Raw genomic sequence first — 13,842 nt, 5'->3', positions numbered from 1 at the left:
TCCCGCATCAATCCCCCGAGGACCGCGAGGTCCTTCGGTGTTCTCAAGTGTATGCAGCAACCTGTTAAAATGTTCATAAAATGTGCGGATGGTTAAGACCAGTCGCACCCTGGACATGTTGCAGGATTGTACATTCCGCTCTGGTCTGTAGCTGGTCTATAAAAAGTCTGTAATTTGTTTGTTTAAACCCTGTCGTCAGTGAACCGCGCTCGCACTAAAATAATCAAAAAAAAACCTGTTCAGCATTGAGCTAAACAGGTTTTTTTTATGGAATAAGAACCATCAATTACACGGGACAGTCTTTTATTTAATCTTGACCGTACCTTCACCCAGCATTTTCTCCATATCGGAGAACAAAGTTGGTGATGGCTTAATCCGGTAGGCATCACTCAGCGCAAGCAGCTTCTGCTGCTGCTCATAGAAGAGCACTGTCGCCACAGGTCCGGGATGCTCCTGAAGCAGCTGCTTCAGACGTGCCAGAAGCTCAGGCTTCTCCGCATGCGGGGCAATCTTCACGAACACCCGCTGCTCCACAGCCCGCGGTTCGCGGCTCTGCGCCGGGCTGCCTGCCGCCTCAGCGGCACCGCCAGGGCGGGAAGCCGCCGCCGTGGCTGCGCCCGCTGCACCGCTGCGCGTCGCTGCCGAGCCTTGGCTCCCGCTGCTACGCGCACCGGAAGCATCCCCGCCTGCGCTGCTGCGCTGCGCTTCGGCTCCTGCGCCCGCTGGCTGCCGCGGCGAAGCCGCCTGCGCCGGGCGCGAAGAGCTGCCGCTGCCGGGCTTGACGCGCCGGTCGCGGCTGCGCAGCTGCTGCTCCAGTGCCGCCGGTGACAACGGCACCACTTCCTCAGCCAGCAGCTTAAACCCTTCGTCCTGCTGCTGCACTTTGGCACGCACGACGAGCAGTTCACCTTTCCCGACATGCTGCTGGCTACGCCGCCATACCTCGGGAAAGAGAACCACTTCACAGCGTTCAATCTGGTCTTCCAGCTCCATGAACGCCATAGCTTTGCCCTGTTTCGTCGTAATCGACTTCACGGACACAACCATACCCGCAGCGACGGTCATCGTGTCGTCTGCAGCCTCGGTCAGCTCCATGATCCGGTCAGCCCCACTCGATTCCAGCACATCTTCATAGTCATCCAGCGGATGCCCAGAGAGATACAAACCTAACAACTCTCGCTCTAGCTCCAGTTGCTGCCCTGAGGAATAAGGAGGAATTTCCGGATATTCAATCTCCCAGTTTGGCGTCTCAACAAAGTCGAACAATTGAATCTGCAGATCCTCACGTTCCTTGCGCCATTTCAGAGCCGCCTCAACAGTCTCATCCAGCATCGCCAGCAATTGGGCCCGGTGCCCAGGTAATGTGTCAAAAGCTCCAGCCTGGATCAGCGATTCAATCACACGTTTGTTGCATACACGCAGATCCACACGACGACAAAAATCGAGCAAACTGTCGAACGGTCTCTCCTGCCTTACGATCATAATGCTTTCCATTGCCTGGGTACCAACATTTTTCACAGCCGCCAGACCAAATCGTATTGCACCCGTTAATTTTTCCTCATCCGGACTATCATTAGACACTGCAACGTTCTTCTCCGCAGAGGACAGTTCCCCATGCTCCTCGTGAGAGGAAGACGCTTCTTGTCCTTCGTCATTACCATTTTCCAATGAAGAAGCCGCCACCAATCCCGGTTCCTTCCGGTTGTCGGATGCCTCAGGCATGGTTGTCGCTGCCTGCCAATCATATCCACCACTGTCCTCATCGGGTCCAGGACCGGGATCATCCGGCAGAGGTGCTTCACCATATTCTGCTTGTTCCGAATGCCCATTATGCTCATGAACGCGATCTTCCCTGAAGGAACTCCCGTTACCATTCGCTGCATGTTCTTGGGAAGGGCTTCCGGCGTCACTCTTGGCATCTGCTCCCGCAGTCTGCTGCGATGCGCTGCTCTGATCCCCGGCTCCTGCGCTGCCGGACGGCATAAATACAGGTGTAAACAGAATACCGCTCTCATTCACATCCGGCGGAAGCACCTCCATGTCCATACGCCGACATTCCACTACGTACTCTGCCACTTTCCGATGACTGCCCATTACAGCTGTTAACATGGATGCCATAAAATGAACCGGATAATGCGCCTTCAGATACGCCGTCTGGAACGCAAGCACACCATATGCTGCGGCATGAGCACGCGGGAAGCCATAGTTGGCAAACTTGACGATCATATCATAGACCAGGTCTGCCTCTTCTTCGCTATACCCTTGTTTCAGGCTACCTTGTACAAAGTGTCCACGCTCCAGATCCAGCACTTCCCGTTTCTTCTTGGAGACCGCTCTGCGGAGCAAATCTGCCTCACCCAGCGAGAAACCCGCCATCCGGGAGGCTATCTGCATGATCTGTTCCTGATACACGATGATGCCGTACGTATCTTTCAGGATAGGCTCGAGATCCACATGGGGGTAATCCACTTCAATCTGTCCATGCTTGCCCTGAATGTATTTAGATATGAACTCCATCGGACCCGGACGGTACAAGGCAAGTACAGAGATTACATCTTCAAAACTACTTGGCTTCATCTCTTTCAGCACACGGCGTACCCCGGCAGATTCCAGTTGGAATATGCCCATCGTGTCCCCTCGCCCAAGCATCTCGTACGTTAACGGATCATCATCGGGAATAAGACGGAAGTCCGGAATTTCTCCATGTTCCCCAATCCAGCGTACACACCGCTCAATGATTGAGAGGGTACGCAAACCAAGAAAGTCCATCTTAAGCAACCCAATAGACTCCAGGTTTTCCATGGAATACTGGGTTAACGCTGTCCCTTCACTGCCCTCCTGAAGTGGCACCGCATCGGTCAGCGGGTCACGGGAGATAACCACTCCCGCAGCATGCGTCGAAGCATGACGTGGCATGCCCTCGACCTTCATCGCCATATCCAGCAGCTCACGTGTCTTAGGCTTGGTTTCATACAGCGCCTTCAGTTCAGGTGTAGCTTCCATGGCCCGCTCGATGTTAATGCCGAGCTGCGCTGGAATCAGCTTTGCAGCCTTGTCCACTTCGCCGTAAGGCACATTCAGTGCACGTCCAACATCACGCACGGCCGCCCGAGCAGCCATCGTTCCAAACGTAATAATTTGGGCGACATGGGCTTTGCCATATTTATGAGCGACATAATCAATGACCTCATCCCGCCGCTCATCGCTGAAGTCAATATCTATATCAGGCATGGAGATCCGCTCGGGATTCAGGAATCGTTCGAAGAGCAGATTATATTTCATCGGATCAACATCGGTAATATGCAAAGTGTACGCTACCAGACTACCTGCCGAGGAGCCCCGGCCCGGTCCAGTAACAATGCCTTGTTTATGCGCATAGGCGATAAAATCCCAAACAATCAGGAAATAATCCGAGAATCCCATGCTGTCGATTATACCCAGCTCATACGCCAATCGTTGTTCGAGTTCGGATCGAAGCTCCGCATCTGTCCAACGCGTGGACTGCGCATAACGCTCCTCCATTCCTTCTTCGCACAGCTGACGCAGATACGCCGAAGGGCTGAGTCCATCAGGAAGCGGTCTGTATTCCGGCAAAATTGATTTGCCGAATTCCAGCTTCAACTCACAGGAATCCGCAATGCGAACGGTATTTTCCAGAGCTTCCGGTACATGAGGAAACAAACGAGCCATCTCTTCTTCACTTTTCAGATAGAGCTGATTGGTTCCAATTCGGAGCCGATTCTCATCATCCACCGTCTTGCCCGTTCCGATACAGATCAGCACATCCTGAAGCTCAGCATCCTCTTCCGACAGGTAATGCGCATCATTGGTCGCTACAAGCGGGATCTCCAGCTCAGCAGCCAGTTTGATCAACTGCGGATTTACCCTTTTTTGCTCGGAAAGCCCATGATCCTGAAGTTCCAGATAGAAGTCGTCACCAAAGATATTTTTGTAGCGTAACGCCGCACGTCTCGCCTCTTCTTCTCTTCCATGCAGCAAATGTTGTGGTACTTCACCACCCAGACACGCACTTAGACAGATAATGCCTTCGTGATGGGCAGCCAGACTTTCCATATCTACACGGGGTTTGTAATGAAAACCTTCGAGATGTCCAATGGAGCACAATTTCATCAAATTACGGTAACCCGTCATATTTTTGGCCAGCAAAATCAAGTGATGAATCGGTTGATCCTTGCGGCTTCCCCGCTCTTTGCGGGACCCTGCTGTCATGTATGCCTCGCACCCTATAATCGGCTTGATGCCTCGCTCCATACATGCTTTATAAAAAGGAATTGCACCATACATCACGCCATGGTCGGTCAGCGCAAGTGTCGTCATTCCGAGATCTGCAGCCTTATTCACGAGATCCGGAATACGCGCAGCGCCGTCCAGCAAACTGTATTCGCTGTGAACGTGCAAATGCACAAAAGAACTCATGTTTTTTTCTTCCTTTCGCCGCAGATAGTCGCAGCATCGATCTTCTGATCCGTCTGCTACCCTATCTATCTCATATATATGAATTAAATAAATAAAAAATGGAGTCTCTTTATTAGAATTTGTAACAACCTCTTAAAAGGAGACTTTATTATTCTATTTTATCATAACGTTCGGGGGCACGCCCATACAATAGAAGTACAAGCCGCTCCCCCTGTGACAGACCAAAGACAGGAGGTGTGCTGCTAGGTCTGAAAGGGGTGTTGCCAGTGAGCACATTTTTGTCCAAAGCCATTCTTGATTTCTTTATTGCGTTTGGAATCGTGCTGGGCGGCGCGATGATCGGAGGTATTGGAGCAGTGATCTCTCTTCAGCCTCCGACACAGACGATGCTCGATATTTCTGGGAAAATAAAGATATGGGCACTCGCAGCCGCTGTCGGCGGCACAATAGATCCCATGCGTGTCATCGAGAGCAATTTCCTGGATGGTAACCTGTCTCCGGCGGTCAAACAAATCCTGTATTTGATCTCTGCTTTTATGGGCGCTCATATGGGAACCGAGCTGGTGAAATGGGTGTGCGGCGGAGGCCGGAGCTAATATGAGACAGGAACAGCGTTCATGAGAATTCCGCCATTTTCCCGTTACCGCCCGCTGATGCGAATGACCGCTGTGTTTGTTCTGGGAATGATCGCTGGATGTGTCGTCTACAACGGCGTATTTCACCTGAGTTACAATGCGTTGTGGCTGAACAATCAGGAGCTGCAGCTTCAGCTGCATCAGAATGAGGAGGATATCAAAACGCTGAAAAAATACAGTAAACGCCAAACCGTTATCAAGGAAATCAAGGTCCGTGCAGAAGAATCGGATAAGGGACCAGACGAGGCTTCTCTGAAAGTGATGTTACAGAAGCTCGGAGACGAACTTGAGGTACTTCGGGGCAGAGATGTATTCAACATTGATGAGTACAGCAAAATGACGCGAATCATGCTGAATCAGAAAGTGTACTCGGTCAGGGAAAAGGAGTACACCGTTCAGGTCAAAACGATGCTAGTTATGGAAGGGGTACTGCAAGTTTGGGTACAGATTCGCATGCACGTTCCTGCGTAACAGCAAAAAACTGCCCTTGTCTGCATCTCTGCATGGTACAATAAGGGCAGTAAATGCTTTCCAGAAAAGGAGCTGCGTCTTTGTGTTCATTGATGTACTCAAATATGCTCTAATCGCCATCTTTGCTGTTACCATGGTTTTTGCAGCCTTGAACAGTATTCGTTCACACAGAAGTTCGGATGCTGCCAGCGCCGGTCTGTACCGTTCGTGGACAAATATCTGGATGGGTGGCATGCTTGTTGTGCTTGCGCTGATCCTGATGTTTGTCTTCACGGGTTCCACTTTATCTGTGGTTGTGGAAGCGCTATTTCTGATTATGGGTGCGTATAATGTATTTGCCGGAATACGTAACCGCAGTTATTATGCGAGGCTTCAACAACGGTCCAGTAATGGATCAGGTAAAACCTCCGGACAATCTGCATGATTCGTTGATGTGTTATCGTTCTGTCTGCAAAAAGAGAGTACTTCCCTTCATTAAGCGAAGCCAGAACCGCGCGACAGCGCAACCCGGCAGAGCTTCTCGATCAGGGAGTACTCTCTTTGTCTATGCCCAGGCAACGTACCCTGCTAGGCATGGTCAATCGACTGCAATGTCATTACCGCTTTGCATACCACACTGCCTTCACGGGTAACCACAATGTCCATTTTGCACGTTCGACGACTGGTTTCCAGAATTAACGGTCGAACCAGGATCTGATCCTCAATCTGAACCGGTCGAACAAAATACGTCGTTACATTATCCACCACATGGTCGTTCCCTGTAACATCCCACGCTGCCCGTCGGCCAGCCTGAGTCATCACATTCAACAGAACACCTTCGGAGATCGTACCCAGATCCGTTGCCATCTGAGGAATGATGAATCCGTGAAATAACAATTCGTTCTGTTCACCGCGCTCCTCGGCAAACCCGTTCCAGATCAGATGATCAAACGTCTCTCCCAGTTGTGGCTGCTTCTGTGCATCCCGCATGGCCTGAAGCACTTCCTTGCGTGTGACGGACGCAATCAGTTTGCGGTTCCGATCCACGATTGGCAGAAAATCGATTCCTTCCCAAGTCATAATCTGGGCAGCAGAAGCAAGAGATGTCTGCAATGAAGCCGTAATCGGGCGGCGTACCACGCATTTCTCAATACTTTGATCTTCTTTCAGCTCACTGACATCCTTCAGACTCACAATGCCGATGACCCGGTTCCATTCATCCACGACTGGAAAGCGATGTTCACCCGTCTCTGAAACCAACATATGAAAATCTGCGGCTGAACTGGTCACCTTCAATACCTGCAAGCGAGGTTTCTGACCAATGATATCCTCAACAAGCATAATTTTTTTCTTAATCAGCCGGTCGAAGATCGCACGGTTAATCATCGAAGCCACCGTGAATGTATCATGTCTGGATGAAATAATCGGTAGCCCAAGCTCGTCAGCCATAATTCTTACTTCACGACTTGTCCCAAAACCACCCGTAATCAACACGCCCGCTCCTTGTTCGAGGGCAAGCGAGTGAGCATCTTCACGGTTACCCACAATCAGCAAGCTTCCAGCGTCAATATAACGGGCCATTGCCTGTTCTTTCATCGCACCAATCACATACTTGTGCAGCGGTTTGGCGAGACCTTCGCTCCCCCCCAGCACATGGCCTTCCACAATGGTCACAACATCAGCAAAGGTCAACTGTTCCGACATGCCCCGAGGTCTCTTCTCGATCCGCACCGTTCCAATTCGTTCTTTGGTCACGACCAGCCCGAAGTTCTCCGCCTCTTTCACCGCACGATATGCTGTCCCTTCACTTACACCCAACTCCCGTGCAAGTCCACGTACTGATATTTTGCTGCCAACCTTCAGTTGTTCAATATGTTGAAGTAACTGTTCATGCTTCGTTACGTTCTCTTCCTGTCCGTCCAACTGTACCACCCCCGAAGATGCATCTGTACTATACTGTATCTATTATAACACGGCTTTAGGAAAATAACCCCATATCCTATCCCGCTCTCAGGGGAATGGCACCGAATGAGTTCACTCTTCCATGCTGTACGCTAATCCGTTATATACCAAAAAGACCGGACCCCTTATGCGCAAGGTAATCCGGTCTTATTCCAGAGGCAGAACCAACGCTGTTGGCCCTGACGTGCAGAATGTATTTCCACACCTTATACAGACTCGCTCCGCTCCTGCTTGTCCAGCAGTTTCATCTCCCACTGCCGCAGCTTCGCCCGGCGAACGGCTTCCAGTGCACGCTTCTTCTCTTCATCCACACCGAGAATAAAATGCAGATGTGCACCAACGATTAATAAAGAGAACAGCACCCATACGATGCCAAAAATATTAACCCAGTCCATTCCTCCAGCAAAGGAAATCCGCGGCAGTGCAATGACCAGCATCGACAACGCAATAAGCAGATAGATCACATGTTTTGCTTTTTTCAACCTCTTCACCATTCACAGCTCCTTCGTTCTTGATCGACTCTATATGTCTAGTCTATGAACGATAAGGAGCCAATATGAAAGGTTCAGGTAAAAAAACAAGACAACCTTTTTGAACTACCTTTTTACGCTTCAGCGCCACCGTACAGATGACCCAGACTATCAGCAATAATTTTATTCACGTCTTCAATGATGACACTAAGGCGACGCTCCGCATCAAACAAGCGACGGATGTTCAGATTCAAGCTCAGTACTTCAAACAGTTTCTCCATTTTCTCCATCTCATCCGGAGCTGGCATATCCCCGCTCATCATACGTTGTTGCAATTCCATTTGTTGATCACGGAAGTTATCCAGCATTGCTTTTGCATCCGGATCAGCTTCAATCAGCTTCATCGCGGAAGTAATCTCTTCCACCTCGCTGCTTTCTCTCAGTGCTTTGGCCAAATCATTGGCTTTGTCATAAATGTTCACTATTATTCCTCCTCAGATTGGTTTGTTCATCCGTGTTAATACACGCTTTTCTCTCCTGTCAAACAAGGACGATCTGAAACAGGCCATCTATAACCTGCCTTAAATCAAATGCATTTAATCCATATGGGTCAATCACCAAGGGTTATATGTCCTCATATGATGAAGCACATGCCATGTTCAGATGCCGTTCAACTTCGAGATCAGACATCAAGTTGCCGCCCGGAAGGAGATCCGTGATGTCCACTAAAAAAGTAACGATTCAGGTTACCGGCTCGGGCATCCTGCAGGACGACGTCATCATGCTGGGCGAAGGGGTGCTTAAGGCGCTTAAAATCCCTTCAGGAAGGCCGCTTCAGCTGCAATTTGGCTCTTTCCGCCGCGAAGTCACTGTTATTCCGGTACCAAGGTATGACGGGCTGCGCATCAATCAGACAGTTGCCAGCAAGACCGGTCTCGTTCCACGTTCGGTCCTGAGGGTATCCTATCGTTCAGCCAGCCGTACGCTTCGCCTTGGACCCTACATCAGTGTACTGGTTAGCCAGGATTATCCCGATCAGCCCGATCGGCCCTTTGGCTCCATCACGATGTTCTGTCAAGAACTGGTGAACGCCTGCCGTAAGCAAGGCGCCTATGTATCCTTTTTCACACCGGAGGATATTGGAGCGGTAACGGGTTATATGAAAGGCTGGGTGTATGATGACGGCTGGAAAAAGACTGTTCTGCCTGTAGCAGACGTCGTCAATAACCGGCTAACGTCCCGCAAGCTTGAGAACAAACCTAGCGTACAGCATTTTATGAAAGAAGTAAAATCGCTCTACGGTACGCAAACCTTCAATGAAAAGTTTCTGGACAAAAACGAAGTGTTTGACGCACTCAAGTCCATTTCAACGCTTAAACGAGTTCTTCCCGAGTCTCATTTACTCAAGACGTCCGCCATGCTCAAGACGATGTGCAACCGACATCCGGTTGTATTTCTGAAGCCCGTACGCGGTTCTTTAGGCAAAGGGATCATCCGGGTCTCACGTCAGACGGACGGAAGCTTCCTGACTCTGGCGACGGGTGTCGGGGGTACCCGGAAACAAACGTATACTTCTCTGGATAAACTGTATGCCAGTATGTCGGGGAAAATGAAAACAACGCGATATCAGATCCAACAAGGGCTGACTCTCATTGACAACAGTGGCAGACCCGTGGATTTCCGTGCGCTCGTGCAAAAAAACCGTACAGGTAAATGGAGTGTAACCTCCATCGTCGCCCGGATTGCGGGCGGGAGTCACTACGTATCCAATCTGGCACGGGGTGGAAGTCTTAGCACCGTCAAGGATGCTGTTGCCAAAACACAGTTGTCTGGATCAGCCAAAGCTTCCGCATATGCAGGATTACACACCGCAGCACTGGATATCGCAAAAGGGATCGAGAGTGCCATCCCTGCTCATTTTGGTGAACTTGGTATTGATCTGGCTCTGGACACCACTGGGCGCGTATGGCTGCTCGAAGTAAACTCCAAACCATCCAAGAATGATAATACACCACTGAGTGAGAGCAAGATCCGCCCTTCCGTCAAAGCCATGCTTGAATACTCTACGTACTTGGCGGGTTTTTGAAAAGTTATTCCTTATTGGAAACAAATCTGATAGAGGAGAGGTGCAGCGTAATGTTTCCATCATCTCATACCAAGACACTGGCCATTCTGGTACGTGCAACCGAAGGCTCACCTCCCTTTACAGATGAACTTTTCTGCCGTCGTCTCAGTTTGGGGAGTATGCTATACGCCCTTCAGATTATTGTGATCCCGATATCGAATGATGCAGTCCATCTCCCTCTTCAATGGGGATATGTCTATCATCAAGGGAAGTGGAATTCGGTACCTGTTCCTGCAGTCGATCTCATTATGGATCGTTGTCTTCGCCCTATCTCCAGGTACGTCAGACAACAGCTTAAGGAATGGATACCAACCAACGGCACAGATCAACACCGTTATTGGTCTGCTTCCCTTCCAGGAAAATGGGAGGTACATCGTGTGTTGTCCCGAAATCCTGAATTGAGGTCTCAACTTGCTCCCACAACCCGGATCGGATCGCATATTCCTTGGGAAACATGGCTAGACCGTTGGCCCAAAGGACTGTTCTTCAAACCGGTATCCGGGACTCATGGCAAAAATACCTTTCGCCTGTCTCAGGGAGCGACCCCATCCACATGGGTCGTGGAGGGGCGTAACAAGGACAATGAACCCTTTTTTCTTACATTCAACCATACCCAGGCTGTATCTTCCTGGCTAGCATTACATCAGGCTGAGCGTAAGATGATCGTGCAGCCATATCTGGAGCTTAGCCATCATGGAAGAGCATTCGACATACGGGCTCTAATGCAAAAGAATGGGCAAGGTCGCTGGACACTTACCGGATGTATGGTACGGGAAGGACCTGAAGGTTCACTCACGTCCAATCTTCACGGTGGGGGTAAAGCATATCCTGCCCACGCATATCTGCTCCAGCGATATGGAACGATCCGCACGGAAACTCTGCTGAAGAGCATCCGGCAGACTGCTACTCTTATCCCCACCCTGCTGGAAAGCCGTTTCGGCAGGTTAGCCGAATTGGGGCTTGATTTCGGAGCAGATGCAGCGGGCCAACTCTGGCTAATTGAAGTCAACTCCAAACCAGGCCGCACCTCATTCGCAGAAGCGGGCGACCGACGCATGCATACCCTGACTTATACCCGGCCGCTTGCCTATGCCCGTTATCTGTTGCAACAACATGTTCTCACGGACGTCATTCGTCCAATGAAATTGCCGAATACATCCAGCAAAGCTGGCCTGAAACCCATCCCGATTCACGGCGGCTGAGGCCCGCAGCGCCCGCTTGCCATGGAGCCCAAGGATCTTTTCAGGATAGGAGGATAAATCATGAGTTTGACCTTTTGCAATCTGCATTTCACCAAGCAACCGGATAAAGTGGTTTATGTATCCAACGCTTTAATGAAGAGCCTCAACCTGTCCGGCAAAAAAACGGTGCACCTTCGCTTCGGGCGTGACCGGGTACCTGCAACGATAAAACCAATCAAAAAAGCAGGTAAACATCTGTATCTCGCTTCAGGTATCCGTAATATGATGAACGTTCCCAAACGGGGAAGTATTTATCTCCGGAATTTGCAAAATGATGAGGTCCAGTTAGGTCCACTGATCGGCGTACTCTCTGATGGGCCTGCGACGAGCACGAATCCATTCGGTTCCCGTACTGGTTTCATTAAACAGTTACTCCGTGAGGGCAGCCGAAAATCCTATATTTATGCCTTTACTCCCCGGGATATCAATTGGCAGAATGAGACGGTATCCGGTTTTTTTCTGAATGATAACGGAAGCTTTACCCGGAGAACGGTACCTCTGCCCGATGTTGTCTACAACCGGTTACCCAGCCGTCGTTCAGATTTCTCACCAGCCATTAACCAACTGCGGGAACGATTTATCCGTCGGAAAATTCCTTTTTTCAACTGGAGCTTCTTCAACAAATCGGATATCTATACATTGCTGGAGAATGAACCAACAGCCGGAAGGTATATCCCTGAATCAATTACCAATCCGTCCGTTGAACAGATGAAGGAAATGTTGGAACGCCATCAGTTCGTCTACTATAAGCCTACTGCAGGAAGTCTGGGGAACGGGATCTACCGCCTGACTTATTCGCCCAAACGTGGATATTTCGCACGTTATCGCAAAAAAGGCGGTAATGCACTCCTGCGTTTTGGGTCCTTCAACAGTCTGATGCGCATGCTTCAGGGAAGACATGGCAAACAGCTACGCGGATATGTAGTTCAGCAGGGAATACGTCTAATTGAGATTGATGAGTGTCCAATTGATTTTCGTTTTCACATGCACAAAAATGGTAACAATCAATGGGTTGTTGTCGGGATTGGAGCCAAAAAGGCAGGACGTGGCAGCGTCACAACACACATCAAAAATGGCGGCTCCCTAATGACTCCTGAGCAGGCGCTCAGTCGCAACTTCGGCGATCGTGCGGGAGAAGTTCTTCAGCATGCCAAATCCGTCGCTATTACACTGGCCCAGGCGATTGAAACCCAGCACCAGCATCTGATTGGTGAGATTGGCTTTGATCTGGGCATTGATCAGGAGGAACATGTATGGATGTTCGAAGCGAACGCCAAACCCGGGCGCTCCATTTTCCGTCACCCTTCACTCCGGGTGGAGGGCAAATCGTCGGTGGAGCACATCTTGGAACACTGCCTGTATTTGAGCAAGTTCCGGAAGAAGGAAGAGATTTGATGACCCTTCATGATGATTTCAAACCTGTCATTGCTGTTTTGACCATGCATGATAAACAGCGCATGTTCAGGGGAAATCATCAAAATTTTCAGGATATCTTACAAACAGGCGAGAGCATGGGATACGTGGTGTACATTGTAACTGTACGGGATTTGAACGTGAGTGGCCCCACCGTAAAAGGATACACGTACAACAAGGGGAGTGGAAAGTGGGTTTCACAACCTTTCCCCCTTCCCCATGTTCTGTACAATCGTATTCCCAACCGGGAGGACGAAGGAAAACCTTCCGTGCAGCGTAAAATTGACGAATGCATGCAATCAGGAATCGAACTGTATAACCCATTCTTTTTCAACAAATGGGATCTGTTCGAATGGCTTAAGAAATCCAAATCGACTCAGCAACTGATCCCTTATACTCGGCGGATGCGAAGCGCTTCTTCTCTGGGTGCCGTTCTACGGGCGTATCCCTATCTGTACCTCAAGCCCGAGAGCGGCAAAGCTGGCAAAGGAATCATGATGCTTAAATTCCAGGAAAAAGAACGGCTTCCCTATCGACTCAAAATACAAACCACACGTAGGAGCACGACCTATAAAGCATCTACACTTGCCAAGTTATGGGCACGAATTCGCAAAGAAACCGGACTTACGCCCTATATCATGCAACAAGGCATTGAACTGGCATCCTCTCGTAAACGCCCCTTCGATCTGCGTGTTCTTGTACAAAAGAACAGCAAGGGCCAATGGAGCGTAACCGGTGTAGGAGCGAGACTTGCTGGCTCCCGCAGCATTACAACTCATGTGCCGCGCGGCGGGAGCGTAGAAGACCCTGAGAAGCTGCTGACCGAGCTTTTTGGCGAAGAAATGTCAACAACCCTGATGAAACGTGTGAAATCCACTTCATTAATGATTGCAAGACAGGTAGAACGGGGATCAGGTTACACGCTCGGAGAAATGTCCATGGATCTGGGCATTGATGACCTGGGGGAACTCTGGTTCTTCGAAGCCAATGCAAAGCCCATGAAGTTTGATGAACCACAGATCAGACGGCGATCATTGGAACGTATATTTCACTACAGCGCTTATCTTGCCCGTCAGTCCAAACGATGATAGACAGGAATACTGCAAAAA

General features: G+C 50.0%; 11 protein-coding genes. 7 read left to right on the top strand and 4 right to left on the bottom strand.

Annotation, left to right across the window (positions count from 1 at the left end; translation table 11 throughout):
* Positions 1–303: 303 nt before the first annotated feature.
* Entirely contained in the window at positions 304–4,437 is a 4,134-nt protein-coding gene (locus tag MHB85_RS09585; RefSeq protein ID WP_341072832.1) for a DNA polymerase III subunit alpha, read from the bottom strand.
* Positions 4,438–4,703: 266 nt separating this feature from the next.
* On the opposite strand from MHB85_RS09585, the gene MHB85_RS09580 reads away from it, so the two are divergent.
* The 3 genes from MHB85_RS09580 to MHB85_RS09570 all read left to right on the top strand — a co-directional run bounded on the left by MHB85_RS09580 (position 4,704) and on the right by MHB85_RS09570 (position 5,967).
* Complete coding sequence (locus MHB85_RS09580) at positions 4,704–5,033, top strand: YtrH family sporulation protein (RefSeq protein WP_026081169.1); 330 nt, start codon at positions 4,704–4,706, stop codon at positions 5,031–5,033.
* A gap of 21 nt (positions 5,034–5,054) precedes the next feature.
* On the top strand, positions 5,055–5,543 hold the full coding sequence (locus MHB85_RS09575) for a hypothetical protein (RefSeq protein WP_017689500.1): 489 nt from the start codon (positions 5,055–5,057) through the stop codon (positions 5,541–5,543).
* Between the two features lie 82 nt (positions 5,544–5,625).
* The gene (locus MHB85_RS09570) at positions 5,626–5,967 is read left to right on the top strand and encodes a YtpI family protein (RefSeq protein ID WP_091014581.1); all 342 of its coding nucleotides are present in this window, start codon (positions 5,626–5,628) and stop codon (positions 5,965–5,967) included.
* Positions 5,968–6,110: 143 nt separating this feature from the next.
* Here the strand turns inward: MHB85_RS09570 and MHB85_RS09565 are convergent, their stop codons facing one another.
* The 3 genes from MHB85_RS09565 to MHB85_RS09555 form a co-directional block, all read right to left on the bottom strand.
* Positions 6,111–7,445: a DRTGG domain-containing protein gene (locus tag MHB85_RS09565; protein ID WP_341072831.1), complete on the bottom strand. Its 1,335-nt coding sequence runs from the start codon at positions 7,443–7,445 to the stop codon at positions 6,111–6,113.
* A gap of 245 nt (positions 7,446–7,690) precedes the next feature.
* A complete protein-coding gene (locus tag MHB85_RS09560) occupies positions 7,691–7,975 on the bottom strand; it encodes a hypothetical protein (protein WP_085981456.1) in 285 nt (94 codons plus the stop codon).
* A 113-nt stretch (positions 7,976–8,088) separates the two neighbouring features.
* Positions 8,089–8,436 carry a YlbF family regulator gene (locus MHB85_RS09555; protein ID WP_036609862.1) on the bottom strand — a complete coding sequence of 116 codons (348 nt, stop codon included), beginning with the start codon at positions 8,434–8,436 and terminating at the stop codon, positions 8,089–8,091.
* A gap of 236 nt (positions 8,437–8,672) precedes the next feature.
* Between MHB85_RS09555 and MHB85_RS09550 the strand changes: the two genes are divergently transcribed.
* The 4 genes from MHB85_RS09550 to MHB85_RS09535 are packed head-to-tail and all read left to right on the top strand — an operon-like array spanning position 8,673 to position 13,821.
* Positions 8,673–10,040 (top strand): YheC/YheD family endospore coat-associated protein, encoded by a 1,368-nt coding sequence (locus MHB85_RS09550; protein ID WP_074094376.1) that lies wholly within the window; start codon positions 8,673–8,675, stop codon positions 10,038–10,040.
* 50 nt (positions 10,041–10,090) lie between these two features.
* A complete protein-coding gene (locus MHB85_RS09545) occupies positions 10,091–11,281 on the top strand; it encodes a YheC/YheD family endospore coat-associated protein (protein WP_341072829.1) in 1,191 nt (396 codons plus the stop codon).
* A gap of 60 nt (positions 11,282–11,341) precedes the next feature.
* Entirely contained in the window at positions 11,342–12,715 is a 1,374-nt protein-coding gene (locus tag MHB85_RS09540) for a YheC/YheD family endospore coat-associated protein (protein ID WP_339183650.1), read from the top strand.
* Positions 12,715–13,821: a YheC/YheD family endospore coat-associated protein gene (locus MHB85_RS09535; RefSeq protein ID WP_341074214.1), complete on the top strand. Its 1,107-nt coding sequence runs from the start codon at positions 12,715–12,717 to the stop codon at positions 13,819–13,821. Before MHB85_RS09540 ends, MHB85_RS09535 begins: the two co-directional genes overlap by 1 nt.
* Positions 13,822–13,842: the final 21 nt, after the last annotated feature.

Source organism: Paenibacillus sp. FSL K6-4396, assembly GCF_038002525.1.
GTDB lineage: Bacteria > Bacillota > Bacilli > Paenibacillales > Paenibacillaceae > Paenibacillus > Paenibacillus amylolyticus_B.
The sequence above is the reverse complement of the archived record's forward strand: the minus strand, read 5'-3'. Positions and strand labels throughout refer to the sequence as shown.

Bases quoted from the DNA above. Each gene is read 5' to 3' on its own strand.
- MHB85_RS09585 (WP_341072832.1), bottom strand. From the start codon at position 4,437: ATGAGTTCTTTTGTGCATTTGCACGTTCACAGCGAATACAGTTTGCTG.
- MHB85_RS09575 (WP_017689500.1), top strand. From the start codon at position 5,055: ATGAGAATTCCGCCATTTTCCCGTTACCGCCCGCTGATGCGAATGACC.
- MHB85_RS09550 (WP_074094376.1), top strand. From the start codon at position 8,673: ATGTCCACTAAAAAAGTAACGATTCAGGTTACCGGCTCGGGCATCCTG.
- MHB85_RS09545 (WP_341072829.1), top strand. From the start codon at position 10,091: ATGTTTCCATCATCTCATACCAAGACACTGGCCATTCTGGTACGTGCA.
- MHB85_RS09540 (WP_339183650.1), top strand. From the start codon at position 11,342: ATGAGTTTGACCTTTTGCAATCTGCATTTCACCAAGCAACCGGATAAA.
- MHB85_RS09535 (WP_341074214.1), top strand. From the start codon at position 12,715: ATGACCCTTCATGATGATTTCAAACCTGTCATTGCTGTTTTGACCATG.